Origin of the sequence: Burkholderia sp. BCC0398 (assembly GCF_902833245.1) — a bacterium.
In the GTDB taxonomy this organism is placed as follows: domain Bacteria; phylum Pseudomonadota; class Gammaproteobacteria; order Burkholderiales; family Burkholderiaceae; genus Burkholderia; species Burkholderia sola.
Genome location: NZ_CADFEM010000003.1, coordinates 466,809 through 492,200, shown reverse-complemented (window position 1 = coordinate 492,200; position 25,392 = coordinate 466,809). Strand labels below are relative to the sequence as shown.

Annotated in this window: 20 protein-coding genes, 2 tRNA genes and 2 pseudogenes; 15 read left to right on the top strand and 9 right to left on the bottom strand. The window is 67.6% G+C overall.

All coding sequences use genetic code 11. The annotated features are described in order from the left end of the window. Positions 1 to 144 precede the first annotated feature (144 nt). The 3 genes from HWX76_RS08875 to HWX76_RS08865 all read left to right on the top strand — a co-directional run bounded on the left by HWX76_RS08875 (position 145) and on the right by HWX76_RS08865 (position 3,203). On the top strand, positions 145 to 687 hold the full coding sequence (locus tag HWX76_RS08875) for a GNAT family N-acetyltransferase (protein WP_050012685.1): 543 nt from the start codon (positions 145 to 147) through the stop codon (positions 685 to 687). A gap of 125 nt (positions 688 to 812) precedes the next feature. Further along, positions 813 to 1,439: a ParB-like protein gene (locus HWX76_RS08870; protein WP_050012516.1), complete on the top strand. Its 627-nt coding sequence runs from the start codon at positions 813 to 815 to the stop codon at positions 1,437 to 1,439. A 24-nt stretch (positions 1,440 to 1,463) separates the two neighbouring features. Then, complete coding sequence (locus HWX76_RS08865; protein WP_050012517.1) at positions 1,464 to 3,203, top strand: SulP family inorganic anion transporter; 1,740 nt, start codon at positions 1,464 to 1,466, stop codon at positions 3,201 to 3,203. A 22-nt stretch (positions 3,204 to 3,225) separates the two neighbouring features. Here the strand turns inward: HWX76_RS08865 and HWX76_RS08860 are convergent, their stop codons facing one another. The 5 genes from HWX76_RS08860 to HWX76_RS08840 form a co-directional block, all read right to left on the bottom strand. Further along, positions 3,226 to 4,164: a carbohydrate kinase gene (locus tag HWX76_RS08860; protein ID WP_176015703.1), complete on the bottom strand. Its 939-nt coding sequence runs from the start codon at positions 4,162 to 4,164 to the stop codon at positions 3,226 to 3,228. A gap of 142 nt (positions 4,165 to 4,306) precedes the next feature. Then, positions 4,307 to 5,248, bottom strand: coding sequence for an ABC transporter substrate-binding protein (locus HWX76_RS08855; RefSeq protein ID WP_050012518.1), 942 nt, complete (start codon positions 5,246 to 5,248; stop codon positions 4,307 to 4,309). Between the two features lie 86 nt (positions 5,249 to 5,334). Further along, positions 5,335 to 6,372, bottom strand: coding sequence for a ribose ABC transporter permease (locus tag HWX76_RS08850; protein WP_050012519.1), 1,038 nt, complete (start codon positions 6,370 to 6,372; stop codon positions 5,335 to 5,337). 40 nt (positions 6,373 to 6,412) lie between these two features. Then, the gene (locus HWX76_RS08845; protein WP_124556384.1) at positions 6,413 to 7,966 is read right to left on the bottom strand and encodes a sugar ABC transporter ATP-binding protein; all 1,554 of its coding nucleotides are present in this window, start codon (positions 7,964 to 7,966) and stop codon (positions 6,413 to 6,415) included. Further along, positions 7,953 to 9,200, bottom strand: coding sequence for an ROK family protein (locus HWX76_RS08840; protein ID WP_176015702.1), 1,248 nt, complete (start codon positions 9,198 to 9,200; stop codon positions 7,953 to 7,955). Before HWX76_RS08840 ends, HWX76_RS08845 begins: the two co-directional genes overlap by 14 nt. 354 nt (positions 9,201 to 9,554) lie before the next feature. Between HWX76_RS08840 and HWX76_RS08835 the strand changes: the two genes are divergently transcribed. Beyond that, a complete protein-coding gene (locus tag HWX76_RS08835) occupies positions 9,555 to 10,058 on the top strand; it encodes an Ohr family peroxiredoxin (protein ID WP_050012522.1) in 504 nt (167 codons plus the stop codon). Between the two features lie 129 nt (positions 10,059 to 10,187). Here the strand turns inward: HWX76_RS08835 and HWX76_RS08830 are convergent. The 3 genes from HWX76_RS08830 to HWX76_RS08820 form a co-directional block, all read right to left on the bottom strand. Then, positions 10,188 to 10,274: transfer RNA gene (locus tag HWX76_RS08830), tRNA-Leu, on the bottom strand. A gap of 112 nt (positions 10,275 to 10,386) precedes the next feature. Next, positions 10,387 to 11,376 (bottom strand): aliphatic sulfonate ABC transporter substrate-binding protein, encoded by a 990-nt coding sequence (locus tag HWX76_RS08825; protein WP_050012523.1) that lies wholly within the window; start codon positions 11,374 to 11,376, stop codon positions 10,387 to 10,389. Between the two features lie 185 nt (positions 11,377 to 11,561). Next, positions 11,562 to 11,648 (bottom strand) — tRNA-Leu (locus HWX76_RS08820). A 552-nt stretch (positions 11,649 to 12,200) separates the two neighbouring features. Between HWX76_RS08820 and HWX76_RS08815 the strand changes: the two genes are divergently transcribed. Beyond that, complete coding sequence (locus tag HWX76_RS08815) at positions 12,201 to 14,516, top strand: ATP-binding protein (protein WP_124630426.1); 2,316 nt, start codon at positions 12,201 to 12,203, stop codon at positions 14,514 to 14,516. 210 nt (positions 14,517 to 14,726) lie between these two features. Here HWX76_RS08815 and HWX76_RS08810 read toward each other — a convergent pair. Further along, positions 14,727 to 16,313: pseudogene (locus HWX76_RS08810) on the bottom strand (glycosyl hydrolase family 18 protein); the annotation flags it as partial. 209 nt (positions 16,314 to 16,522) lie between these two features. Here HWX76_RS08810 and gbpA point away from each other — a divergent pair. The 10 genes and pseudogenes from gbpA to HWX76_RS37015 form a co-directional block, all read left to right on the top strand. Continuing rightward, on the top strand, positions 16,523 to 17,980 hold the full coding sequence (gene gbpA, locus HWX76_RS08805) for an N-acetylglucosamine-binding protein GbpA (protein ID WP_176015701.1): 1,458 nt from the start codon (positions 16,523 to 16,525) through the stop codon (positions 17,978 to 17,980). Between the two features lie 272 nt (positions 17,981 to 18,252). Beyond that, on the top strand, positions 18,253 to 18,693 hold the full coding sequence (gene gspG, locus HWX76_RS08800; protein ID WP_050012527.1) for a type II secretion system major pseudopilin GspG: 441 nt from the start codon (positions 18,253 to 18,255) through the stop codon (positions 18,691 to 18,693). Next, positions 18,668 to 19,180 carry a lytic transglycosylase domain-containing protein gene (locus tag HWX76_RS08795; protein ID WP_089488644.1) on the top strand — a complete coding sequence of 171 codons (513 nt, stop codon included), beginning with the start codon at positions 18,668 to 18,670 and terminating at the stop codon, positions 19,178 to 19,180. The genes gspG and HWX76_RS08795 overlap by 26 nt, the downstream gene beginning before the upstream one ends. 2 nt (positions 19,181 to 19,182) lie before the next feature. Beyond that, positions 19,183 to 20,367 (top strand): type II secretion system F family protein, encoded by a 1,185-nt coding sequence (locus HWX76_RS08790; RefSeq protein WP_089488399.1) that lies wholly within the window; start codon positions 19,183 to 19,185, stop codon positions 20,365 to 20,367. 50 nt (positions 20,368 to 20,417) lie between these two features. After that, positions 20,418 to 22,049 carry a GspE/PulE family protein gene (locus HWX76_RS08785; protein ID WP_050012529.1) on the top strand — a complete coding sequence of 544 codons (1,632 nt, stop codon included), beginning with the start codon at positions 20,418 to 20,420 and terminating at the stop codon, positions 22,047 to 22,049. Beyond that, the gene (locus tag HWX76_RS08780) at positions 22,030 to 22,797 is read left to right on the top strand and encodes a hypothetical protein (RefSeq protein ID WP_235356171.1); all 768 of its coding nucleotides are present in this window, start codon (positions 22,030 to 22,032) and stop codon (positions 22,795 to 22,797) included. The genes HWX76_RS08785 and HWX76_RS08780 overlap by 20 nt, the downstream gene beginning before the upstream one ends. Beyond that, entirely contained in the window at positions 22,794 to 23,324 is a 531-nt protein-coding gene (locus HWX76_RS08775) for a hypothetical protein (RefSeq protein WP_176015700.1), read from the top strand. The genes HWX76_RS08780 and HWX76_RS08775 overlap by 4 nt, the downstream gene beginning before the upstream one ends. Further along, complete coding sequence (locus HWX76_RS08770; RefSeq protein WP_050012531.1) at positions 23,321 to 23,875, top strand: hypothetical protein; 555 nt, start codon at positions 23,321 to 23,323, stop codon at positions 23,873 to 23,875. The genes HWX76_RS08775 and HWX76_RS08770 overlap by 4 nt, the downstream gene beginning before the upstream one ends. Continuing rightward, positions 23,872 to 24,354, top strand: a complete 483-nt coding sequence (locus HWX76_RS08765) for a hypothetical protein (protein WP_050012532.1) — start codon at positions 23,872 to 23,874, stop codon at positions 24,352 to 24,354. The genes HWX76_RS08770 and HWX76_RS08765 overlap by 4 nt, the downstream gene beginning before the upstream one ends. Next, positions 24,320 to 25,297, top strand: a pseudogene (locus HWX76_RS37015) (secretin); the annotation flags it as partial. The gene HWX76_RS08765 and the pseudogene HWX76_RS37015, both read left to right, overlap by 35 nt. Between the last annotated feature and the right edge of the window lie 95 nt (positions 25,298 to 25,392).

Here is a 25,392-nt window from a genome sequence, read left to right as displayed (position 1 = left end):
AATAATCCCTACGAAATGCACTGTTTCGGAAATGGAAACGGAGCCGCGCGAGGCGCGCGACCGGACTCTGTATCATTCCGGAAGGCTTTTTGTATCAGTTCTGTAATGCGCGCGCTGCGCATCGCCACCGAATCAGGAGTCCCGATGAACGACCGTTCCGCCACTGCATTGCCCGTGCTCGAAACCGCGCGGCTGTGGCTGCGTCCGCGCGTGCTGGCCGATCTCGATGCGTGCATCGAGATGGATCGCGATCCCGAGGTCACTCGCCACATCGCGGGCCCGTGGCACGACCCCGTCGAGCATCGCCGCTTCGTCACGCACCGGATCACGCGCGACTATCCGCCCGGTCTCGGCTACTGGTCGATCTTCGAGAAGGCCGCGCCCGAGGTGTTCATCGGCTGGATCCTGCTGATCCCCGACTACAAGGACGGGTCGCGCGACGTCGAGATCGGCTGGCGGCTCGTGCGTGCGACGTGGGGGCGCGGCATCGCGAGCGAAGCCGCGGCGGCCGTCGTGCGGCACGCGTTCGACACCGTGCGCCTGCCGCGCGTGATCGCCGATATCGCGGAGGCCAACAGCGGCTCGCTGAACGTGGCGCGCAAGCTCGGAATGCGGCGCGTGAGCATCGTGCACGACGGCATTCCCTACATCCGGCATCGTCTCGAACGCAACGATTTGCGCGCGTAGCGCGGCGTCGTGCAGGCAGCGGGCGTCGCGGATCGTCGACCGAACGCGGATCAAGACGATGACGGATTAACGGCGCGCGCGATCCGGAGTATCGTTGCCGGAATTTCGCTACATGGGGTACGACCATGGCACTCGGCAACGACGTTCATCTCATTCCCGTCAGGCTCGACGCGCTGCGTCCGACCCAGATGACGGTCGGCTATCGCGAAGTGAAGGCGAAGCGCAAGCACTGGAAGGCGCTGAACCGGCGCGCCCGCAAGGCCGCGATCGAATCGCACTGGTTCCCGGCCGTGCTCGGCCCGGGCGGGCTGCACTACATCACCGATCATCATCATCTCGGCCTCGCGCTGATCGAGGAGGGCGAGGCACGCGTGAACGCGATGCTGCTGAAGGATCTGTCGTGGCTCGACGACACGATCTTCTGGCGGATGATGGAACACAACCAGTGGGTGCATCCGTTCGGCCCGGACGGCTCGCGGCGCGACTATGCGCATTTGCCGAAGGCGCTGACGGGCCTCGAGGACGATCCGTACCGCAGCCTCGCCGGCGAGCTGCGCACGGCGGGCGGCTATGCGAAGGACGCGACGCCGTTCAGCGAATTCCTGTGGGCCGACTATCTGCGCCAGCACGTGACGCTCGACCAGATCCGCAAGAACTTCGCGAAGGCGCTCGACGTCGCGCTGCATCGCGCGCACGAGCAGGATGCGCGCTATCTGCCCGGCTGGTCGGGCGTGATTGCCGTCAAACCCTGACCGGCGCACGGCGCGCACCGCCTCATGACGATCGCCCCGATCCGCCCCGACGCCGGCCCGCAACATCCGGACCATTTCGCGACGCTCGATGCGCCGCCCGCGCCGCGCACGCGGCGCGTCGGCCTCGATGCGCTCGCCGGCCTGTCGATTGCCGGCCTGCTGATTCCCGAGGCGGTCGCGTATGCGGGGCTCGCCAATCTGCCGCCGCAGGCCGGCCTGATCGCGCTGCTGTCGGGGCTCGTCGTCTATGCGCTGACGGGCAGCAGCCGCTTCGCGATCGTGTCGTCGACGTCGTCGTCGGCCGCGGTGCTCGCCGCGACCGTGCTCGCCGAATCGGGGATGGCGCTGGCCGCGCAGCTCGCGCTGGCGGCGGCGCTCGTCGCGATGACGGGCGTGCTGTTCATCCTGGCCGGCGTCGCGCGGCTCGGCGGCATGTCGGACTTCGTCGCGCGGCCTGTGCTGCGCGGCTTCACGTTCGGTCTCGCGCTGACGATCGTCATCAAGCAGCTGCCGAAGATTCTCGCGATTGCCGTGCAGCACAGCGACGCGCCGCACGTCGCGCTCGACCTGCTCGCCGGCGCGCCGCACGCGAATCTCGCGAGCGTCGTGCTCGGCGCGACCGCGCTCGCGCTACTGTTCGTGCTCGGGCGCCGCTCGCGCGTGCCCGCGACGCTCGTCGTGATCGTGCTGTCGATCGCGGCGAGTTATGCGGTCGACTGGCAGCGGTACGGCATCGCGATCGTCGGCCATATCGACTTCCGGCACCTCGAATTCGGCTTGCCGCATCTCGATCGCAATGCGTGGATGCAGACGGTCGAGCTCGCATTCGCGCTGATGCTGATCCTGTACGCGGAATCGTACGGATCGATCCGCAATTTCGCGCTGAAGCACGGCGATACCGTATCGCCGAACCGCGACCTCGTCGCGCTCGGCTGCGCGAACCTCGTGTCGGGCCTGCTGCACGGGATGCCGGTCGGCGCCGGCTATTCGGCGACGTCGGCGAACGAGGCGGCCGGTGCGCAGTCGCGCGTGGCCGGCCTGTGGGCAGCCGGCGTGGTCGCGCTGATCGTCTGGCTGCTGCTGCCGCAGCTCGCGCGCACGCCCGAGCCGGTGCTCGCGGCGATCGTGATCTTCGCCGTCAGCCATTCGCTGCATCCGTCCGTGTTCCGGCCGTACTGGGCGTGGCATCGCGACCGGCTCGTCGTGATCGCGGCGCTGCTCGCGGTGCTCGTGCTCGGCGTGCTGCACGGGCTGCTCGCGGCCATCGGCGTGAGCCTGCTGCTGACGCTGCGCAAGCTGTCCGAGCCGAACGTCAGCGTGCTCGGCCGGCTGCGCGACAGCCACGATTTCGTCGACGTCGCGAGCCATGCCGAGGCGAAATCGGTGCCGGGCGTGCTGATCGTGCGGCCCGAGGCGCAGCTGTTCTTCGCGAACGCGGACCGAATGCTCAATCGCGTGCGGGCGCTGCTGAAGACCGCGCCGGACACGCATACCGTGATGGTGAGTCTCGAGGAAACGCCGGATGTCGACGGCACGACGATCGAATCGTTGCGCACGTTCGCGGCCGAATGCGCGGCGCGCGGGCTGCGGCTCGCGCTCGTGCGACTCAAGGTGCACGCACTGCATGCGCTGCGCCGCGCGGCGGACGGTACGCTGCACGCCGACGTGATGTCGGAGCTGAGCGTCGACGAGAGCCTGCAACTGTTGCAGGCGGGCAGGCCGCCGAACGGCAGCGGCGGCCGCGAAGGCACGAGCGCCGCGTGACGGCGCGGCGCGTCGGCGCCGTCTATGGCGAAAGCGCGGCGCCGGCGGCGGTGCGCTCGATCATGTCGGCCACTTCCGCGGCCGTCGGCGCATAGGCGCCCGCATGTTCACACGCCACGGCCGCGCACGCGGCCGCGTGGCGCAGATGCTCGGCGGCCGACGCATCGGGCCGCGCAAGCTGGCTCGCGAGCCAGCCGCCGATGCTCGCATCGCCGCAGCCGACCGTATCGGCGACTTCAGTCGGGAACGCAGGCTGGAACAGCACGGTATCGCGATGCAGCAGTTGCATGCCGGCCGCGCCGTGCGTGACGAGCATCGTCGCGTCGGGCGCCCACGTGCGCAGTTGCGCGAGCGCGGCTGCTTCGTCGAGTTCCGGAAACAGCCCGCGCAAATCCTCGTCGGATACCTTGATCCAGTCGGCGAGCGCGGTCAACCGGCGCAGCGTGTCGCGATACGACGGTGCGGCCATCGGCGCGCGGAAGTTCGGATCGAACGAGATGCGCTTGCCGGCCGCGCGCGCGGCCTGCGCGAGCGCGATCAGGCGCGACGCGAGCGGCTCGCGCACGACGCCGAGCGAGCCGACGTGCACGATGTCGGCCGCGTCGAACGCGCCGGCCGGCAAGTCGGCCGGATCGAACGCGAGATCGGCGCTGTTTTCGCCGATGAAGAAATAGTCGGGCGGCTGCTTCGATACGACCATCGCGAGCAGCGGCGCGCGGTCGACCTGCCGGATGAAGCGCATGTCGAGCCCCGCGTCGGCGCTCTTGCGCATCAGCTCGTCGCCGAAGGTGTCGCGGCTGACCGTGCCGGCGAAGGCCGTCGGCACGCCGAGTCGCGCGCCGACGCGCGCGACGTTCCAGCACGAGCCGCCGGCGATGCTGTGCCAGTGGTTTGCGTCGTCGCGGATGAAATCGGTCAGCGCTTCGCCGAACACGATCAGGCGGGGAAACGTCGTCGTCATGTTGAAACCTTGTGCCGCGGCGTCGCGCGCGGCCGTACGGCGGTTGATCTGAATCTGAACGGTCGGGCAGTACGGGCCGTCGCGCGCGGCGACGCGGCCCGCCACCGCCCGGCGTCGCGGGCGGGCGGCGCGCTCGCCGCGATCAGCGTGGGGCGCTCCAGCCCTTGTAGGTCTTCACGTTGTCGCGCGTGACGAGCGTCGGCTCGATCAGGATCATCGGGTTGGCCGGCTTCTGGCCGTTCATGATCCCGTAGCCGACATTGACGGCCTGCTGCGCCATCGCCCACGGATCCTGGCTCGACGACGCCTGCACGAGCGTATTCGACTTGAGTGCGACCTCGATGTCGGGCGCGCCGTCGACCGACGTGATCACGATGTTCGGACGGTTCAGCTGTTTCGCCGCGAGATCGGTGCCGATCGCCTGCGGGTCGTTGATCGCGAACACGCCGTCGAGCTTCGGAAAGCGCGTCAGGTAGCCCTGCATCGCATTCATCCCGCCTTCGCGCGAGCCCTTGCCGTCCTGGTCGCTCGACAGCAGCTTGATGCCGGCGTTTTTCGCGAGCACGGCCTTGCAGCCGTTCACGCGATCGATCACGGCCGACACCTGCGGGCCGTTCTCGATGATCACGTTGCCCTTGCCGTTCAGCTTCTTCGCGAGGTAGTCGCACGCGAGTTCGCCGGCCTTCACGTTGTTGGTCTGCACGGTCGCATTCGCGCCGGCCGCCGCGACGTCCACCGCGACGACCGTGATGCCGGCTGCCTGCGCCTTCTTCACCGCCGGCTCGATCGCCTTCGGATCGGTCGCGTTGAGCAGGATCATGTCGACGTGCGCGGAGATGAAGTTGTCGATCTGCGTGAACTGCTTGTTCAGGTCGTAGTCGGCCGAGACGGCCGTGACCTTCGCATTCGGGTTGAGCTGCTTCGCGCGCGCTTCGGCGCCTTTCACGATCGTGACGAAGTACGGGTTGCCGAGCGAGCCGACCGTGACGCCGATCGATTTCAGCGGCTTGTCGGCTGCATGGGCGGCGGCGCTGAAGGCAAGTGCGCAGGCGACGGCGGTCAGGGCGGCGGTGTGCTTGAACATGTCGTTGTGTCTCCGAGAGGTCTGTTGGCGAACGGGCGCAGGAGGACCTGCCTGCACCTTGATGGTTGAATGGTAAGAGACGGGTATCAGGTACGGGCCGAGTCGCGCTGGCGGTAGCGGTCGAGCGCGACCGCGCCGATGATCACGAGCCCCTTGATGATGTACTGCCAGATGTCGGACACGCCGAGCAGCACGAGGCCGTTGGTCAGCACCGCGATGATCAGCGCGCCGATCAGCGTGCCGACGATCGAGCCGACGCCGCCGACGAAGCTCGTGCCGCCGAGGATCACCGCGGCGATCGCGTCGAGCTCGTACGACTGGCCGAGCTGCAGGCCGTTGGCCGCATACAGGCGCGCGGCCGACATCACCGCGCCGAGGCCGGCGAGCAGGCCCGACGCCGCATACACGAACAGCTGGATCGCCCGCACGTTGATGCCCGACAGGCGCGCGGCTTCCGGATTGCCGCCGACCGAGTAGATCCGCATCCCGAGCACGGTGCGGCGCAGGATGAACCACGAGATCGCGATCACCGCGCAGGCGATCACGACGAGCCACGGCACGCCGAGGATCGAGCCGTTGCCGATGAACGCGAACGGCAGTTGCGGGTTGAACACGGTCGTGTCGTTGCCGATCAGCCGCGCGACGCCGCGCACGGCCGTCATCGCGCCGAGCGTGACGATGAACGGCGGCAGGCGCAGGAACGAGATCAGTCCGCCGTTGATCGCGCCGAACACGAGGCCGACGACGAGCGCGAACGGCACGCCGAGCCAGCCCCAGCCGGGAATGGTCGACGCGATCAGCGCCGCGACGGCCGCGGCGGCGAGCACCGAGCCGACCGACAGGTCGATGCCACCCGTCAGGATCACGAAGGTCATGCCGGCGGCGAGCACGATGTTGATCGACGCCTGCTGCGTGACGATCGACAGGTTCTGCAGCGTGAAGAAACCGTCGGTCAGGAAGCCGAAGCCGACGCACAGGACCAGCAGCACCGGCAGCATGCCGGCCGTACGGATCAGCGATTGCATGCGGGCGCGATGATCGGCGCCGCGCATCAGGGGCGTGCGGTTGGTGACCGGATGGGCGGTCGCGGAAGCGAGGTTCCGCTGCTTGGTCGGGTTGATCATTTCGGTACCTTGAATGAAGAGGGAAATGAAGGGGCCGTGGTCAGTGCGCGTCGGCCAGTTCGGCCTGCGAGCCGGTGGCGAGCGCGATGATCGCTTCCTGCGTGATCGGCGTATGCGTGTGTCCGCCGAGTTCGCCCGCGATCTCGCCTTCGCGCATCACGAGCACGCGGTCGGCGACGCCGATGATTTCCGGCAGTTCGCTCGAGATCACGATCACGCCCACGCCGGCACGGGCCAGTTCGTTGATGATCCGGTAGATCTCGGATTTCGCGCCGATGTCGACGCCGCGCGTCGGTTCGTCGAGGATCAGCACGCGCGGCTTCGTCTCGAGCAGGCGCGACAGCAGCACTTTCTGCTGGTTGCCGCCCGACAGCGCGCCGACGTTGACGTTCGCGTGCGGGACGCGGATCGACAGCGATGCAATCGCGTCGCGCGCGCGTTCGGCGCCGCGCGCGAGGTCGAGCGCGCCGAGCCGCGCATCGCGGTTGCATACCGAGATGTTGATGTTGTCGCGCACGCTCATGTCGAGGAACAGGCCCTGGCGCTTGCGGTCTTCCGTCAGGTAGACGAGGCCCGCGTCGATCGCGTCGCGCGGCGAGTGTGCGCCGAACGTGCGCTCGCCCAGCTTCACGTCGCCGCGCACGCGCGGCTCGGCCCCGAAGATCAGCCGCGCGAGCTCGGTGCGGCCCGCGCCGACGAGGCCCGCGATGCCGAGCACTTCGCCCGCGTGCAGGTCGAGGCTGCAGCCGCGCACGCGCGCGCCGTCGGCGATGTCGCGGACCGACAGCAGCAGGTGGCCGGGGTCGTACGGCGCGTGTTCCTTCTTGTAGAAACCGGAGATGTCGCGGCCGACCATCATCGCGACGAGTCGCTCGGCCGACAGCGCCTCGCGTTCGAGCGTGCCGACGTACGTGCCGTCGCGCAGCACCGACACGCGATCGGACAGCTCGTAGATCTCCGCCATCCGGTGGCTGATGTAGATGATCGCGAGGCCTTCCTCGCGCAACTGGCGGATCAGGCGGAACAGGTGTTCGGTTTCGCGCGACGACAGCGGCGTGGTCGGCTCGTCCATCACGAGGATGCGGGCGCGGGTGTGCACGGCGCGCGCGATTTCGACGAGCTGCTGTTCGGCGATCGACAGCGTGTCGACGAGCGTGTCGGGCCCGAACGGGGCGCCCAGGCGCGCGAGCACGTCCTGGCAGCCGCGCGCCATCGCCGCGCGATCGATCGTGCCCCAGCGCCGGTTGCCGCGGCGCAGTTCGCGGCCGACGTAGATGTTTTCCGCGACGGTCAGGTTCGGCGACAGGCACAGCTCCTGGTAGATCACCGCGACGCCGGCATCGCGCGCGGCGAGCGGGCCGTCGATGTCGATGCGTTGGCCGTCGATCAGGATCTCGCCGCCGGCGTCGGCGCGATAGGCGCCCGACAGGATCTTCATCAGCGTCGATTTGCCCGCGCCGTTCTCGCCCATCAGCGAGTGGATCTCGCCCGGATAGACGGTGAGGCTGACGTTGTCGAGCGCGCGCACGGCCGGGAACGTCTTGCTGATCCCGCGCATCTCGAGCAGCGGGCGGGGCGACTCAGAACGCGACATGGTGGACCTCCTGCGAATCGGTGCGGGCGCCCTTGAGGATGCCGGCCCGCGGGGAGAAGTTGAAAAACATAGGCAGCGTGGCGGCGCCGATCGCGCCGGCATCGGCGCCGAACGTGCCGCGCACGAGGACCGGCGTGCCGCGCGCCTCGGGCGCGGTGGCCACGAGCGCCGCGCGCAGGCGGGTCGTGAGCGCGTCGAGCAGGCCCGCGTCGGTGTCGGCGTCGATCACGACCACCGGCGCGTCGATCACGCACAGCACCGCGCGCAACGCCGGCGCAAGCGCGTCGACGCAGTCGTCGATCCATTCGTCGACGGCCGGCAGGCCGCGGGCGATGCAGGCTTCGAGATCGGCGCGGTTGTCGACCGTCTCGCCGTGATGGCGCAGGTGGCGCACGAGCGCATGCAGCGAGGCGCGTGCGAGCAGGATGTCCCACGGGCCGCGCGGCGGCGGCGCGGAGGCCAGCCGGCTCGGCGGCACCGGAATCACCGCGATGTCGCCGGCATTGCCGGTCACGCCGCGCAGGCAGTCGCCGTCGATCGCGATGCCGCCGCCGATCGCCGGCCCGATGAACAGGTAGACGAAGTCGTCGCACTGCCGGCCGTACCCGTAGAACAGTTCGGCGATCGCGGCCGCGTTGCCGTCGTTTTCGCCGAATACGGGCAGCGACAGCGTGCGGCCGAGGTCGGCCGCGAAGTCGACGTCTTCCCACGCGCGGAACGTGTCGGGCGCGAGGCCGAGCTCGCGCATCCACGCGCCGAGGTTGTACGGCTGCGCGACGCCGACGCCGGTCAGGCGCGCGCGTTCATGGTCGGGGAGCAGGGCCTGCATCGCGTCGATGTCGTGACGCACGATCTCGAGCACGTCGGCGGGCGGCGGAAGCAGCGTGTCGTGCGAGCGGCGGCCGAGCACGTCGCCCGCGAAATTGACGAGCGCCGTCTCGATGCGCATCCGGTCGAGATGGACGCCGATGCCGAACGCGCCGCGCGGATCGAGGCGGATCAGCGACGCCGGCTGGCCGCGCTGGCCTTCGGTGCGGCCCGCGAATTCGATCAGCTTCGCGTCGGCGAGCGACGCGATGATGCTGCCGACCGCCGTCCCCGTCATGCTCGCGAGACGGGCGAGGTCGGCCTTCGATGCGCTGCCCGCACGGCGCAGCGTCTTCAGCAGCAGGCGCTCGTTGTAACGGCGCACGTTGGCCGAATTGCTTCCCTGGCCGAAGTGCGGGCTTCTCATGGCGTCTCCTTCCATGTCGCACCGCTCGGCGGCGCATTAAATAAATCATGTTGATTTATTTAACCGCGCGAACGGCGGTCTGTCAGCCTAGGGAAATCCCGGTCGTATCCGGGAACGGCAGCGTGGCTCGGCCGCCCGCGGCTCGTTTCGGGGCCGGGAATTTCGAATTCGTCTGATGGATTTGCTGCCGGCCGCGCGTCACGATTGCCGGCTCGGCTGCATGCGAAAGCACAGCCGGAAGAGGGCGATGTCTGCGGGCGCCGCGTGATGCGGGGCCGGCAGCGTCGGTCGTTCATCGTTTACTGGACGCAGGGCGGCGGGAGCCGTCCGGCGTCTGCACTCGGGAGAAACGCCATGCATCGTACGACGCGGCCTTCGGTATCGCTGCTCGATCCTTATACCGGCAGCGAACCGCTGCCGCTTTACACGACGACGGTGACGGTCACCGGCGGCGAAGCGGCCCACGGACGTTCGTCCGGCCACGCGCGTTCGACAACCGGCGAACTCGATGTGTCGTTGCGCCTGCCGGTCGAATTGGGCGGAGTGGGTGGCGGTACGAATCCGGAGCAGTTGTTCGCGGCCGGCTTCGCGGCGTGCTTTCACGGCGCGTTGACGCTGGTGGCGATGCGGCGCCGGGTGCGCTTGCCGCCCGATCTCGCGATCACGGCCAGCGCAACGTTTCAGCGCGATCCGGTGGATGGCCTGTTTGCGATCGCGCTCGATCTCGAGGTCGGCATGCCGGGCGTCGGCGCAACTGCCGCGCGCGAGCTGGTCGCGGAGACGGAGGCGATTTGTCCGTACGCGAAGATGGCGAGGGACGGGATTCAGCATGTCGTGCGCGTCACCGGGACGGTGTAATCACGACGCCAGCCGGCTGCGCTTGCAAGCGCAGCCTTTCGAGCCCTCGCGCAAGGCGCACAGGCGCTTTGTTTCCTGGGCTTGAAATGAAAAAAGGCCGGCTAGAAGCCGACCTTTTTAGAAAACAGATGGTGCCCAGGAGAGGACTCGAACCTCCACGATGTTGCCACCGCTAGGACCTGAACCTAGTGCGTCTACCAATTCCGCCACCTGGGCACGTTTCGCTTGCTGCGATGCGAAGACCGCTATTTTAGCGTGCTGACGGAGTCTGTCAACACAATTTCATCCGGAGCGATAAAAATAATGCGCGCGTGGCGTGGCGCGATCGTCACGCGCCGATCGGTTCCGCGCGCTTCGCGGTGAAATTCCAGCGCTCCGCCTGGCTGGTATCGACGCGGGCGGGCAGCAGTCCGGCCGCCAGGAACGTATCGGCGATCTTCTGTTGTTCGCCGAAGTTTTGCGCGGCCACCGCGCGGACGAGGTAGCTGCGTCGCGCATTCGCCCGCGCGATCGTCGCAGCATCGAGCCCCCAGATCGGCGCGAGCGTGTTCGCGGCGTCCTGCGGATGGTCGCGCAGCCACGCGCCGGCCTGGGACAATTGGTCGAACAGAATCTGGACGACGTCGGGGCGCGCGGCGGCAAAGCTGCTCGATGCGAGGTAGTAGCGCTGGTACGACGCGAGTCCGCTGCCGTCGGCCAGGATCCGCACGTCGGGATTCCGGTCGACCGACGCGACATAGGGGTCCCACGTGATCCATGCGTCCACGCTGCCGCGCTCGAATGCGGCGCGGCCGTCCGCGGGCGTCAGGTAATGGATCGCCACATCGGCGGGCGCGAGCTTCGCGCGGGCGAGCGCGGCGAGCAGCAGGTAGTGGCTGCCGGCTGCCTTCGTGACCGCGATACGCCGGCCCTTGAGATCGGCGAGCGTGCGCAGCGCGCTGTCCTGCTTGACGACGATCGCCTGCGCCTTCGGCGAAGGCGCCTCCTGCGCGACATACACGAAACGCGCATGCGCGGCCTGCGCGAAGACCGGGACCGTATCGGCCACATCGGCGCTGAAGTCGACGGCGCCGACGTTGAGCGCTTCGGTCAGCGGCAATCCGCTCGCGAATTCATGCCATGACACGGTCAGGCCGAGCGGCGTCAGCGCCTGCTCGAGCGTGCCGCGCGTCTTGAGCAGCGTGATCAGCGTCGACGACTTCTGGTAACCGATGCGCAGTGCGGCCGGCGCGTTCTCGGCGTGCGCGCGGACACCGGCGGCCGTGAGGCCCGCGGCCAGCATCGCGCGTGCGAATGTGCGGCGGTTCATCGACGTCATGAAGGGGACTCCTCGTTGGATGCGTTGAAAGCGAGGCGGCTAACGTAACAACGGGGAGGGGGATTGATAACCGATAAATTCTGCTATCGATCGGAGCGGCCGACATAAGGGGCGAAGACGGGCAGTCGCGATGGAAGTGCCGAAATGAAAAAGGCCGGCTGAAAGCCGACCTTTTTAAATACAGATGGTGCCCAGGAGAGGACTCGAACCTCCACGATGTTGCCACCGCTAGGACCTGAACCTAGTGCGTCTACCAATTCCGCCACCTGGGCACGTTTCGCTTGCTGCGATGCGAAAGACCGAAATTATAGCGGGTCCGAAGTGGCTGTCAACACAATTCCACTGGAACCCACCAAAAATATTCGTTCGCGCTCGATAGCCGCCGGCACCTCGACGGATCGGACCGCGCCGTTGCACGACGAAACTGCGGCGCGATGGCCCTGTATCGACGCGAACCGGCCCGCGACCCGTCGTCCCGTTGCGCAGACAACGGCGGAGCGTTGCCGTCCGTCCTCGTCGTGGGCAGCACGCTTGATTTCGAGGGATAAGACAAGTACTAAAGTGCGGATAAATCCTATGGGACAAGAGATAATTGAATCTGGAACTTGAAAAAAATCAAAGCGATTCGAGCAACATGTCGGTCTGGTAACCGGCAGCCGAATGCGGCGCGGTTGTGTGTTGAGGAACCCGAGCCCGCCTGCGCGGTAGTCGCGCGGCGGGATCGCCAGTGCGACGAAGAATGCGGACGATCCGCCGCAAGACAATTCAGGAAATGCGCACCATCGAACTCGGGCAAATAAAACAATAACGCGGAATGCCATCCCATGCCTGACTGGCTCAATCGAGTCTGGAGAATCGCGACGTCCGTGCGGCCCGCCGTCTGGCCGCTGTCGGCCGGCGTTGCATTGCTGGCGGTGCTCAGCTGTACGCCGGCGGCCGAGACCTTGCTGTCTCCGCTCGACCGTCTGTACTGGAATCTGGTCACGACCGGCGTCGATTACGGCGCGCGCGACGATGTCGTCGTCATCTCGATCGACAAGAAGACGGTCGCCGAACTGGGGGGCGATGCAAGTTATACGCGAGCCGCCTATGCGCAAGTGCTCGATCGCCTGGGCGGCGCATCGAGCGTCGTGCTCGACATGACGATGTTCGGCCCGGCGCGCGGCGACGACGCGCTCGTGGCTGCGCTCGCCCGGCACGGGCGCGTCGTGCTGCCCGCCCACGTGTCGCCGGAGGGCACGCGCGCCGACACCGTGCTGCTGCCCGCGCCGCGGTTGCGCGGCGCGGCGGCGGCCGTCGGCCAGCGCAGCGTCGTGCTCGGCAGCGACCATCTGGTGCAGGGCATCGTGCCGTACGTCCGGGCCGGCGATTCGGACCGCGAACTGTCGCATGTCGCGCTGGAGGCGATTCGTGTCGCGGGGAGGTCGCTGCCGGCCGGCGACGTGCGCCTTCACGTGCAGGATCACGTGTCCAGGATGGGCCATGTCGAAGCGAGCTCGCTCGCGTTGCTCCTGCCGGCGCGCTTCGATCTCGACCGCTATTCGTACGTCGATGTGCTGAAGGGGCGGATCCCCGAGTCGGCGTGGCGCGGCCGCATCGTCTTCGTCGGCGACGCGATGTCCGATCTCTCCGGCGTCTACGACCTGTCGACGTCGGCGGGCGGACGGCTGCGTCGCGTCGAGGTGGATGCGCTGGTGACGCAGGCGCTGGTCGACGGCCAGATCCTGTGGCGCGAGCCGATCGCGATCCAGATCGCCGTCAGCATCGCGGTCGCGACGGGGATGCTGCTGATCTGCCTGCTGGTGCCGGGCTGGCGCATGTATGCATTCGCGATCGGGTGGCTGGCCGCGTTCGTCGCCGCCGAAATGCTGCTGCTCGTACATGGGTCGTACTGGACGCCGATCGGACCGTTGCTTGCCGTGTGCGTATTGATTTTCGCGATATGCGGCTGGCGGCGCGCCGGCAGCCTGCGGGCGTTCCTGCTGAGCGAATACGGGATGCTGCGCGGGCTGGCCGGCCAGCACGCGTTCGTCGGCTTGCCGCCCGCGGCCGGCGCGGACAGCGGGCTGCCGACGACGGATGAAGTCGACCTCGCGATGCAGCGCATTCGCGAATGGCGGACGGCGTATGTCGACATGATCGAGACGCTGCCGTATCCGATCTTCGTCGAACAGCGTGGCGAGATGCTGATGTGCAACGCACGCGGCCGCGCGATGCTGGCGGCGCTCGACGCCGACGGCGACGCGGCGGTACGGCGCGTGCTGTCGATCGTGCGCGACGAAGTGCTGACCGCGAAGGCGAGCGGCAAGATCCATTCGGCCGAGCTGGCGCTGAACGGGCGCACGCAGATGGTGATGGTGACGCCGTTCGGCGATGGCGAACGGCACAGTTCGACCGCGAGCATGATCTGCCTCGTCGATATCCACAACATCAAGGCCGCGGTCGAAAGCGACCGGCGGACGCTGCGGCACATGGCGCACGATCTGCGCAACCCGCTGTCGACGGTGCTCTCGCTGCTCGAGGAGCGCAACCAGGCCGATGGCGCGAGCGACGAGGGTTTCCTGGCCGACCTGCACAAGCTCGTCGACTACAGCCTGCGCGTCGCCCAGGATTTCACGCAGTTGTCGCGCGCCGAGCACCTTGACACGCATGCCTACGTGCCGATGTCGGCGAGCGACCTCGCGACGGAAGCGGTCGATCATGTCTGGCACAGCGCGAACGGGAAGCGCATCCGCGTCGAGGGCCCGCATTACGAGGGTGACGACGCGTTCGTCCTCGGCAATCGCGACATGCTGCTGCGCGCGTTGACCAATCTGCTCGACAACGCGATCAAGTACTCGGCCGAGGACACGGTGGTCGACGTGTGGATCGATGCCGACGACCGGCAGGTTTCGGTCGCGGTGCAGGACCAGGGGATCGGCATTCCGGCCGACGCGATGCCGCGGCTGTTCGAACCGTTCTTTCAGGTCGACGGCATGTATCGCGACGCAAGTGGCGGTGTCGGCCTCGGGCTGCCGTTCGTGAAGGCAGTGATCGAGCGCCACGGGGGATCGGTCGAGGTGACGTCGGCGCCGGGGCAGGGCAGCCGCTTTACCGTACGCTTGCCGAGAACCGCAGCGCAAATGCTCGAAGACGCGTAACCGCCGGGTACCGGAACGGCAGCGCGGGCGTGCGCTTTGCCGAAGCCGGGCGAGGATTGAAACCCGATCGATGAAAGGCCGGATCCCGTGCCGCGCGGGTCCGGCCTTTTTGCGTTTCGGCGGGGCATTCGTCACGACGACGAATACCGAGGCCCGGACAGCGTGTCGAATGACCGTCACGCGGAACGTGTACTTCGTGTCCTGTTTGACCGACGGCACGTCGACGCTCGCGGTCGCGCTCGTCGCATTGACGAGCTTCAGCGGATCGCCGCCGACCTGTTCCCACTTGAAGCTCAGCTTGTCGCCGTCGGGGTCGCGCGACTTCGACGCATCGAGCGTCACCGTCTGCGGCCCGGTCACCGTCATGTCGGCGCCTGCGTTTGCGACCGGCGGATGGTTTTCGGCACCGCCGCCGCCTTCGTCGCCGTGGCCGAGGCCCTTGTGCATCGCGTTCAGGATGTCGCCGTTGTCCGCGTCGATTTCCCACGAGAACAGGCCGCCCAGCTGATGCGCCCGCACGTAGTCGCCCTTGGCGAGAACGGAGCGCTCGTCGTCGAACGTGAGAAGTTCGCCGGTGCTCTTGTTGAACACGTACGGCGCTTCGGCCGTCTGGTCGTAGTGGTATTCGTAGCCGTTGATGCCGGCGTTGTTGGGCCCGATCATCTCCGCCTTGAGCTTCTTGTAGTCGAGGATGCCCGGCTCCCACTGGCCCTTGTGCGGGCCCGTCGCCGTGCCGGTGAACGGATTGCCGTCGGCATAGCCGTGCACGCCGTTCCAGCCGCGCGCATACGCCGCCGCGCCGACCACGAGCTTCTTCGGATCGACGCCCTGCGCGAGCAGCGCCTTGATCGAGTTGTGCGTCGTGTACGCGGTGTCGGGCTTCCAGTCCGGTGCGTACAGCGCGGTTTGATGGCCCAGCTCCGTCAGACTGAACGCACCGTAGAAGTCGTACGTCATGTCGAAGATGTAGTCCATGTACTTCGTGGCTTCCTTGTAGTTCACCACGTCGATCTTGTCCTTGCCCGCGCCGATCGCCGACGTCAGCTCGTAGGTCTTGCCGGTTTCCTGCGACAGCTTGTCGAGCATCTGCCGCAGTTCCTTCATCAGCGTCACATACAGCGGGCCGTCCTTCACCGGATCGCCGAGCGACGGATTCACGCCCTTGCCGCCGGGGAATTCCCAGTCGATGTCGACGCCGTCGAAGAACTTCCACGTGCGCAGCAGTTGTTCGGTCGAATCGACGAACACCTTGCGCTTCGCCGGATCGTGCATCTGGAAGAACGGGTCGGATAGCGTCCAGCCGCCGATCGACGGCAGGATCTTCAGGTTCGGGTTGCGCTTCTTCGCGGCCATCATCTGGCCGAGCACGCCCTTGAGCTTCGAATTTGCGGTCTGGCCCGGCAGCGCCTTGGCCATTTCGCCGTACGTGTCGTGGATCGCGACGCTGTAGTCGGGCAGGCCCTTGCAGCTTTGCATCAGCGTGTTGAACGAGCCCGGCAGGTCCTTCGCGAGCGACGCGTTCACGTCCGCGCCGCCGCAGATCGGGATGAAGCCGTACAGCATGTGCGTGAGGTTCTCGACCGGCACGTTGTCGACGTTGAACTTGCGATCGTAGATCGACCAGGTCGCGAAGTAGGTGCCGACCACCGAGTCGGACGTGTTCGCATACGGCTTGTGGGTCTTGCTCGCGTTGTTCGGCAGGTCGTCCGCCAGTTCGGGAATCGTGTCGAACACGACCACGTCGAGCGGCGCGCTGTCGGTCGAGGCGCCGTTGGCGTCGATCACGCGAACCTGCATCTTCTTTACGCCGGGCGTCTTCACGTTCGCGACGACCTGGCCGCTTTGCGTGCCGCCGGGCGTCATCCGGACCTCGGACGCCGGATCGACGACACCGTTGCTGCACCCAGCGTTTCGTCAGCAGGACATACGTCACGCACATTCCGGCGGATCGTTCGCGATTCGCTTAACGAGGCAACTCCATTCAACGCTCAACCCAACGGAATCAGATGAGAACCCGATCAGCCAAAAAGACCCTCTTTACCCTGTCGCCGCTCGTAGCCTGCGCGTCGATGTTCTTCGCGCAAGCCGCGTTTGCCCACGGCTACCTGTCGGAGCCGCCGTCGCGCGGCCTGCTGTGCAGTTCGAAGGCGGGCAAGGTCGAAAACTTCAACTGCGGTTCGGTCACCTACGAACCGCAAAGCATCGAAGGCAAGCAGGGTTTCCCGGCAGCCGGCGCGCCGGACGGCGAGATCGCGAGCGGCGGCGTGACGCAGTTCAGCGAGCTCAACGAGCAGTCGGTCGATCGCTGGAAGATCACCGACATCAAGCCGGGCGCGCAGAAGTTCAAGTGGACGTTCACCGCGCCGCACGTGACGAAGGAATTCAAGTACTACCTGACGAAGCAGGGCTGGAATCCGAACGCGAAGCTCACGCGCGAGCAGTTCGACCTGGCGCCGTTCTGCACGATCGACGGCGGGATGAAAAAAGCCGACGAGATCGGCCCGCACGGCTGCACGATCCCGTCGGACAAGAAGGGCCATCACGTGATGCTGACGACGTGGCACGTCGGCGATACGGCCGGCATGTTCTATAACGTGGCCGACCTGAACATCACCGACGCCGGCGGCCCGACCGATCCGGGCAAGCCGAACTGGTCGAACGTCGGCAGCATCGCGCCGACGATGGACCTGAAGACTGGCGACAAGGTCACGAACCGCGTGTTCAAGTCGGGCGGCGAAGTGCCGTCGATGAAGACCACGGTGACGATCGGCTCCGCGCAGCAGGGCGAACGCAACATGTGGCCGATGCTGCTCGCGAAGGAAATCAACCGCACGCAGGCGGCGAACCTGATCGCCGGCGTCGAGCGCGACGGCCGCATCGAGCCCGCGCTTGGCAAGAACGACGTGTTCTCGAAGAGCACCAGCGGCATCGTGCGCACCGAGACGACGATCGATCACCAGCCGGAAGGCGGCCTCGACGAAGGCTTCAGCATTTCGAACAACGGCGAGTTCAAGATCCAGAACGGCAAGGCGACCGCGAAGTTCTTCCTGAAGTTCAATCACACCAAGGACACGAACGTCACGGTGAAGGTCTACGACGCGGCGAACTCGCTGGTCGGCTCGAAGTCGTCGACGATGCGCATGCAGGGCGACGTGAACGTCGATATCGCGAACGCGAAGGCGGGCGACCACACGGCCGTGGCGACGTCGCAGATCGAGGGCGGCACGCTGAAGCAGGAAACCACCACGTTCAAGCTGACCGGCGAATCGGGCGGCGAAGGCGCTCAGTGCCAGGCTGCATGGAAGCAGGGGACGGCCTACACGGGCGGTGCGAAGGTGCAGCACAACGGCCGCACGTACGAGGCGCGCTGGTGGACCCAGAACGAGGTCCCGGGCGATCCGGCATCGACGGGCGCCGACCATACCGGCAAGGTGTGGAAGGACCTGGGCGCCTGCAGCAAGTAACGACCTGACAAGGAGATGACGTGAGCCGCGCGCAGCCATGCGCGCGGCTTTTTTGCTGACGCGCGGTCGCGAGTCGGCCGATTCAAAACCGTTTTTGATATTTCGTTGATGAAGGTGGTGACGCTTCCCTTCCCCCGGGAAAATGACCTCATCGATCGGCGCTTTCCTTCAATCGAACCACCTCTCCGAAAGCGCCTCACTCACCTGCCGTCTGCAACACGACGGCCCCCGGCCGCGACGCCGTGCCGGGATCTCTACAGAGGGCAAACGACGTGAAACAGAACTACCGGAAATGGGCAACGCGCCGCGGCCAGCAGGGCTTTACGCTGCTGGAGCTGCTGGTCGTGCTGCTGATCATCGCGCTGCTGGCCGGCTATGTCGGTCCGAAGCTGTTCTCGCAGGTCGACAAGGCCAAGGTCAAGTCGACCGAAGCGCAGATGAAGACGCTGGGCGACGCGGTCACGCAATTCCGGCTCGACACGGGCCGCTATCCGACGGCCGACGAAGGGCTCGACTCGCTGGTCGCGCAGCCGCAAGGCAGCGACGGCTGGAACGGTCCGTACCTCGCGAAGGCGGTGCCGAAGGACGGCTGGGGCCGCGCCTACCAATGGAACGTGCCGGGCCGCGAAGGCGAGGCGGAGATCGTGTCGCTCGGACGGGACGGTCGTGTCGGCGGGAGTGGTCTCGATGCGGACCTCGTCTATGACATGTAAGGGTCCGCGCCGCTGGATCGCGGGGGTGGCGCTGTTCGCCGCCTGCGCGTCCGGCGCCGCGGCCAAGGATTGCTGGACCCGGGCGGGCGATCGTCACGGCATCGATCCGTTGCTGCTGGTCGCGATCGCGAAAGTGGAATCCGCGCTGAACCCGCGCGCGATGAACTGGAACCGGAACGGCACCTACGACATCGGGCTGATGCAGATCAACAGTTCGCATTTGCCGCGTCTCGTCAAGGTCGGCGTGACGCACAAGCGATTGATCGACGAGCCGTGCACGTCGATCGACACCGGCGCGTCGATTCTCGCCGGATTCATCGACCGGCACGGCTACACGTGGAACGCAGTCGGCGCGTACAACGCCGGGTCGTCGACGAAACGGGAACCCGCGCGCAAGGCTTATGCGACCAAGGTCTGGCGCGTGTACCACGCGCTGACGAGCGATCGCGACGCGAGCCTTGCGCTGCTCGACGACTGGCGGAGGTAGCGATGGACGCGTTTCGGGTACGCGTGCTTGCCGCCGGCAAGGTCACGCAGCAGGCGGTCGAAGCGGCAAGCGAGACGGACGTGCGGGCGCGCTTCGCGGCGCAGGGCGCGGTCGTGCTCGAGGTGCGGCGCGATGCCCGTTTCGGGCGTCGCAGACGGGCGCCGAAGTTCGCGCTCGCGCTGTTCCTGCAGGAATTGTCGACGCTGCTCGACGCGGGCCTCGTGCTGATCGAGGCGCTCGAGGCGCTGCGCGACAAGGCGGATTCGGGCCGGGATGCGAAGCACGTGATCGACCGGATCCTGGCGGTGATGGTCGAGGGGCAGCCGTTGTCGAAGGCGCTCGCGCAGCAGCCCGCCATTTTTCCGCCGCTGCTCGTCGCGACGATCGAATCGTCGGAGGGCAGCGGTCAGTTGCCGCTCGTCCTCAAGCGCTATCAGCAATACGAAGTGCGAATCGAACAGGTTCGCAAGCGCGTGATCGGCGCGCTGATCTATCCGGCGGTCGTGATCGGCGTGGGCATCGCGATCCTGCTGTTCATGGCGTTCTTCGTGATCCCGCGTTTCGCGGTGGTGTTCGAATCGCTCGCCACATTGCCTGCGACGGCCCGCGCGATGCTCTGGTGGGCGAACCTGCTGCGCGAGAACGGGATGGCGGTCGGGCTCGCGGTCGCTGCGTCGTTCGTCGGCGCGGCGCTGGGGCTCCGCTCGGCCGCGTTCAAGCGTGCGGTGCAGCGCCTGATGTGGCGCGCGCCGAAAGTGCGCGACATCTGCGCGCTGTTCGCGCTCACGCGGTTCTACCGGACCGTCGGCCTGCTGATCGCGGGCGGCACGCCGGCGATCGTGGCGCTGGAGCTGTCCGGCAAGGTGTTGCCCGAGCACTTTCGCGCGCGGCTCGCCGTCGCGCTGACCGAGATGCGCGCAGGGCGGCCGGTCGCGGCCGTGCTCGCCGCGCATGGATTGACGACGTCGGTCGCCGAGCGGCTGTTGCGCGTGGGCGAACAGAGCGGCGACCTCGGCGGGATGTGCGAGCACATCGCGCAGTTTCACGACGGCGCGCTCGACCGCGCGATCGAGATGCTCAGCAAGGTGTTCGAACCGGTCCTGATGCTCGCGGTGGGCGCGACGGTCGGCGCGGTGGTCCTGCTGCTCTACATGCCGATCTTCGAATTGGCCGGCAGCGTCGGATAGCCCGAGCGCCAACGCGTTCGCGATTCCACTGTCCAACTGGAGAAAATTCAATGAAAACGGAACACATCGTTCAACGCTGGCAGTCGGAATCCGACGCATCGGGCGTCGATTTCGCGCAGTACGTCGGCGGGTTGCTGGCCGCCGATGCGGCGCTGCTCGCACAGGCGGCCGCCTGCCTCGGCATCGGCGCAGTCGACGCGGATGCGCTGCGCGCGGCGCGCACGCGCTTCGACCTGCTGCCGCTGCACGACGCGCTGACCTGGCGCGTGCTGCCGGTCGAACTCGACGGCGCGCCGTGCGTGGTCGTCGCCGATCCGTTCGCCCGCCACGTGCGCGACGAACTGCTTGCGCGCTTCGGCACGCGGCCGATCGAACTGGCGATGAGCGCGCCGGGCGAGGTCGAGCGGCTGCTCGGCGACATCGAGTCGAGCGAGCGGCTGATGGATGACGTGACGATCGATACGCAGGGCGATTCGCTCGCGCAGGCGATCGAGTCGATCTCGCTCGCGAGCATCGCGAAGGACGAAAGCCCGATCATCCGGCTCGTCAACACGACGCTCTACGACGCGCTGCAGAGCCGCGCCAGCGACATTCATCTCGAAGCGGTGCCGGACGGCCTGTCGATCCGCTACCGGATCGACGGCGTGCTGCAGTCGATCCGCCATATTCCGGGGCTCGAGGCGGCCGCGCAGACGCTGTCGCGTCTCAAGGTGCTCGCCGCGCTCGACATCGCGGAGAAGCGCGTGCCGCAGGACGGCCGCTTCAAGGTCGTGATGCAGGGCCGCGAAATCGATTTCCGCGTGTCGATCATTCCCGGCACCCATGGCGAAAACGCGGTGATGCGCGTGCTCGACAAGTCGCAGCGCGGCGACAGCGTGAGCCTCGACGTGCTCGGCTTCGATGCGCCGACGGCGCGGCGCGTGCGCGCGCTCGCGCATCGTCCGTACGGGCTGATGCTCGTGACGGGGCCGACCGGCAGCGGCAAGTCGACGACGCTGTACGCGGTGCTGTCGGAGGTCAACACCGGCGACGACAAGATCATCACGATCGAGGACCCGGTCGAATACGAACTGCAGGGCGTGCTGCAGATTCCGGTCAACGAGCGCAAGGGGCTCACGTTCGCGCGCGGCCTGCGCTCGATCCTGCGTCACGATCCGGACACGGTCATGGTCGGCGAGATCCGCGACGAGGAGACCGCGTCGATCGCCGTGCAATCCGCGCTGACCGGCCACCGCGTGCTGTCGACCGTGCATGCGAACGACGGGTTCAGCGTGATCGACCGGTTCATCTACATGGGCGTGGAGCCGTCGACGTTTCTCGAGGCGCTGAACGGCGTCGTGTCGCAGCGCCTGGTACGCCGGATCTGCGCGAACTGCGGCGACGCCGCGCACGGCGCCGACCTGCGCGACGCGCCGCTCGACGAGCTGAAGCGCGTGGTCGCGCCCGGCGCGGGCTGCGAGACGTGCCGCGGCACCGGCTATCACGGCCGGATCGGGCTCGCGGAAGTGCTGACGCTCGACGCCGCGATGAAGGTCGCGTTGCTCGAACGCTCGATCGAGAAGCGGACGCGCGCGCTTGCGGACAACGCCGACTACCAGTCGATGCGCGACGCGGGGCTGGCGGCGATTCGCGCGAGGCTCACGACGTTCCAGGAGGTGCAGCGTGCGATCGCCGTGGAATAACGCCGTCGCGGTGCTTGACGCCGACACGCTGCGCGTGTGGACGAGCGACGGCTGGCGCGTGCGTCGCGCCGGCCCGCCGCAGATCGTCGTCGCGCACGACGGACTGCCGGCCGACGCGCTGGCGCGGGTGCTGGGCGACCTGCCGAAGCAGCGCCTGCCGATGTGCAACCGCCTGCGGATCGTCGTCGGCCATCCGTGGACGCATGGCGTCGTGCTGCCGTGGCAGGACGGGCTGGTGTCGGACGCCGCCTGGGACGGCTATGCGCGCGCGCTGTTCGCCGCCCGCGCGCAGCGCGGTGCGCTGCGCATCCGTATCGAAGCCGCGCGGCACGGCCGCGCACGTCTGGCGGTGGCGGCCTGCGACACGTTGCTCGCGTCGCTCGCGACCGTGAGCCGCGCCACCGGCTGGCGGCTCGTCAGCGTGCGCGATGCGCTGTCGGCGTCGCTCACGCTGCATGCGGGCCGCCTGAGCGCGGAAGACTGCCGCTACGCACTATTGCAGCCGCGCGTCGTCACCTGCGTGTTTCGTCGCGCTGGCGAGTGGGCCGACGTGGTCACGCTGCCGCGTGCGGGCGGCCGGCGGCTCGACGACTGGTTCGCCGCCGCCGCGCTGATGGCCGGGCAACCGCTGGCCGGCGCGGCGTTCGCGAGTGCGCTCGACGGCGCGCCGCCTGCCGCGGACGACGTCACGCTGCTCGACGACGGGTGGGGCGACGTACCCGTGTGCGCATCCGGAGAACCGGCATGACGCGCGTCGACGAACTGGATTTCGCGGCGCCTCGCACGCGCGTCACGCCGTGGGCGGCCGTCGCGCTGTGCTGCGCGTTGCTCACCGGTGCATTCGCCGCGAGCGAGTGGTCGCGCGTCGACCAGTTGCGCGACGACGTCGGCCGCCTCGAAAGCCGTATCGACCAGCGCAAGCGCGCGATCGAGCGCGAGCAGCGCCGGCAGAAGAGCATGACGCCGGAGCAGCGCCGCATCGAGCGCGTGCTCGCCGAGCAGAAGACGAGCGCCGCGGGCTCCGGGCTGTCGGTGGTCGACTGGATCGAGCACGCATGGACGCCGCAAATCGCGCTGAAATCGCTGACGGTCGACAAGGCCGGCCGCGAGGCGCGCATCGAAGGCGGCGCGGCGGAGTTGTCGCACATCTACATCTTCGTCGATCGTCTGAACGACCGTCACCCGGACCGCAAGATCGGCCTGCTGCAGCACCGCACGAAAGCGGAGGACGGCAAGAACATCTTTCACTTCAGCCTGAGCATCGAACACCCATGACGAACCTGAAAGCAATCGACACGACGGCGCTTGCCGCGCGGCTGCGCTGGGGCGCCTATGCGGCGACCGCCAAGCTCGGCGTGCCGGGGCTGCTCGCGGGCGGACTGGTCGTCGCGCTGATCGGCGCTCACGCGCTGCACCTGCAGCCGGACGACGAGCGGCTCGAGGCCGAGCGTTCGGCGCGCGTGGCGGAGCTGGCCGCGCTGCCGAAGCCGGGCAAGCAGGCCGGCGCCGGCGGCATGACGCTGCAGCAGGTGCAGCAACTGCGCAGCAGCGAGCAGGCGTACTCGATTTTCCAGATCCTGTCGCAGCGCGGCATGGATCGCAAGCACGCGACGTATCGCCGCGAAGTCGAGATGAAGGGCAAGCTGCGCCGGCTCACGATCAGCATCGCGCTGAGCGGCAGCTATGTCGGGCTGCGCGAAGCGATGCGCGAGATCGCGGACCAGCCGATGGTGCGCATCGAGGGCGTGTCGATCGAGCGCGACCGGATCGACAGCGCCACCGTCACCGCCGACCTGCGGGTCAGCCTGCTGGGGCCCGATACATGATGCGCACCGTCCTGATCCCGCTGGCGCTCGCAGTCGCCACCGCTTGCCTCTCCGGCGGCAGCGCCGCGCACGAGAGCGGCAGCCCGGCGCCGATCGTCGACGTCTTCCCGGCGCAGAGCTGGGCGTCGCTCGGCGCGGAGCCGGCGCGCGACGACCCGCCGCCGGTCGCGGCGCCCGAACCCGCACCCGAACCGGAACCGCCGTCGCTCGACACGCCGATCGACGCGCCGCCGGCCGCCGCCGTCCCGTTCGAGATCGCCGGGGAGTGGCGCGAGAGCGGCCAGCGCATCGTCGTGCTGGAAGGCATCGGCAAGACGTTCCTGCTGTGCGGATCGCGCTGCGACGTGCGGGACGCGGTACGGCCGGGCGACGAGATCGCCGAAGGCTACCGGCTGAAGAAACTGGGCGAACAGGGCACGGTGATCGTGACCCGCGGCAGTGCCGATGTCGAGCTGTCGCTGCCCGTCCCGATCCAATGAACCCCGAATCCAACCTCTGCCGAACACCATCATGAAACGTAAAGTCAGTCTGTTGCTCCTGATTTCGGCGCTTGCGCTGACAGGATGCGCAAGTACCCCGTTCAATGCCGCGCCCGATGCCGCCGCGACGCCCGCCGAACGACTCGGCACGCTGCAGCAACAGCAGGCCGCCGCGCCCGACGACATCGCCGTCACGACCGCCGTCGAATTCAGCCGGCAAGCGTATGTGCGCGCGGAACTGAAGGAAGCCGACCGCCAAGTCGCGCAGGGCAACCATGCGGCCGCGATCGATCACCTGGAGAACGTGCTGGGCGAAGATCCGGGCAACCTGAAAGCCGCCCAGATGCTCGAGCAGGTCAAGCGCCGCCAGCAAATGGCGGTCGACCTCGCGCGCGCGCAGCGCATCGGCGGCGAGAAACCGCAGGAGGCGCTCGAGATCGCGCGGCGCATCCTCGCCGAGCAACCGAACCACGCGGGCGCCAAACGCCTGCGCGACACGATGCTGCGCCAGTCGCAGGCCAGCCGCGCGGTGCGCCCGCAACTGTCCGACGCGCTGCGCAAGCCGGTGTCGCTCAATTTCAAGCAGCAGCCGCTGGCCAACATCTTCGACGTGATTTCGCGCGTGTCCGGCGTGAATTTCGTGTTCGACCGCGACGTGGACACCAGTCAGGCCGCGACGCTGCTCGCGGAGCGCACGACCGCCGAAGACGCGATCAACCTGCTGCTGCGTACCAACCAGCTCGAGAAGAAGGTGCTCGACAAGCACACGCTGCTCGTCTACCCGTCGCAGCCTGAGAAGGCCCGCAATTACACGGAGTTCGCGATTCGCACGTTCTTCCTGTCGCATGCGGACGCCAAATCGGTGATGGCCGCGCTGCGCCAGATGGTCAAGCCGAAGGACGTGTACGTGGACGAGCGGGTGAACGCGGTCGTCATGCGCGACACGCCGGAGACGATCCAGGTCGCGGAGCGCGTGGTGATGGGGCTCGACATCCCGCAATCGGAAGTGACGCTCGACGTGCAGGTGCTCGAGGTGAA

Excerpts from the sequence above, each read along its gene's own strand:
- HWX76_RS08855 (WP_050012518.1), bottom strand. The coding sequence starts at position 5,248 with ATGTTCAAGCACACCGCCGCCCTGACCGCCGTCGCCTGCGCACTTGCC.
- HWX76_RS08825 (WP_050012523.1), bottom strand. The coding sequence starts at position 11,376 with ATGACGTCGATGAACCGCCGCACATTCGCACGCGCGATGCTGGCCGCG.
- HWX76_RS08785 (WP_050012529.1), top strand. The coding sequence starts at position 20,418 with ATGAAAACGGAACACATCGTTCAACGCTGGCAGTCGGAATCCGACGCA.
- HWX76_RS08840 (WP_176015702.1), bottom strand. The coding sequence starts at position 9,200 with ATGAGAAGCCCGCACTTCGGCCAGGGAAGCAATTCGGCCAACGTGCGC.
- HWX76_RS08795 (WP_089488644.1), top strand. The coding sequence starts at position 18,668 with ATGCGGACCTCGTCTATGACATGTAAGGGTCCGCGCCGCTGGATCGCG.
- HWX76_RS08815 (WP_124630426.1), top strand. The coding sequence starts at position 12,201 with ATGCCTGACTGGCTCAATCGAGTCTGGAGAATCGCGACGTCCGTGCGG.
- HWX76_RS08790 (WP_089488399.1), top strand. The coding sequence starts at position 19,183 with ATGGACGCGTTTCGGGTACGCGTGCTTGCCGCCGGCAAGGTCACGCAG.
- HWX76_RS08875 (WP_050012685.1), top strand. The coding sequence starts at position 145 with ATGAACGACCGTTCCGCCACTGCATTGCCCGTGCTCGAAACCGCGCGG.
- HWX76_RS08865 (WP_050012517.1), top strand. The coding sequence starts at position 1,464 with ATGACGATCGCCCCGATCCGCCCCGACGCCGGCCCGCAACATCCGGAC.
- HWX76_RS08870 (WP_050012516.1), top strand. The coding sequence starts at position 813 with ATGGCACTCGGCAACGACGTTCATCTCATTCCCGTCAGGCTCGACGCG.
- HWX76_RS08775 (WP_176015700.1), top strand. The coding sequence starts at position 22,794 with ATGACGCGCGTCGACGAACTGGATTTCGCGGCGCCTCGCACGCGCGTC.
- HWX76_RS08835 (WP_050012522.1), top strand. The coding sequence starts at position 9,555 with ATGCATCGTACGACGCGGCCTTCGGTATCGCTGCTCGATCCTTATACC.
- HWX76_RS08845 (WP_124556384.1), bottom strand. The coding sequence starts at position 7,966 with ATGTCGCGTTCTGAGTCGCCCCGCCCGCTGCTCGAGATGCGCGGGATC.
- HWX76_RS08765 (WP_050012532.1), top strand. The coding sequence starts at position 23,872 with ATGATGCGCACCGTCCTGATCCCGCTGGCGCTCGCAGTCGCCACCGCT.
- HWX76_RS08860 (WP_176015703.1), bottom strand. The coding sequence starts at position 4,164 with ATGACGACGACGTTTCCCCGCCTGATCGTGTTCGGCGAAGCGCTGACC.
- gbpA (WP_176015701.1), top strand. The coding sequence starts at position 16,523 with ATGAGAACCCGATCAGCCAAAAAGACCCTCTTTACCCTGTCGCCGCTC.
- HWX76_RS08770 (WP_050012531.1), top strand. The coding sequence starts at position 23,321 with ATGACGAACCTGAAAGCAATCGACACGACGGCGCTTGCCGCGCGGCTG.
- HWX76_RS08850 (WP_050012519.1), bottom strand. The coding sequence starts at position 6,372 with ATGATCAACCCGACCAAGCAGCGGAACCTCGCTTCCGCGACCGCCCAT.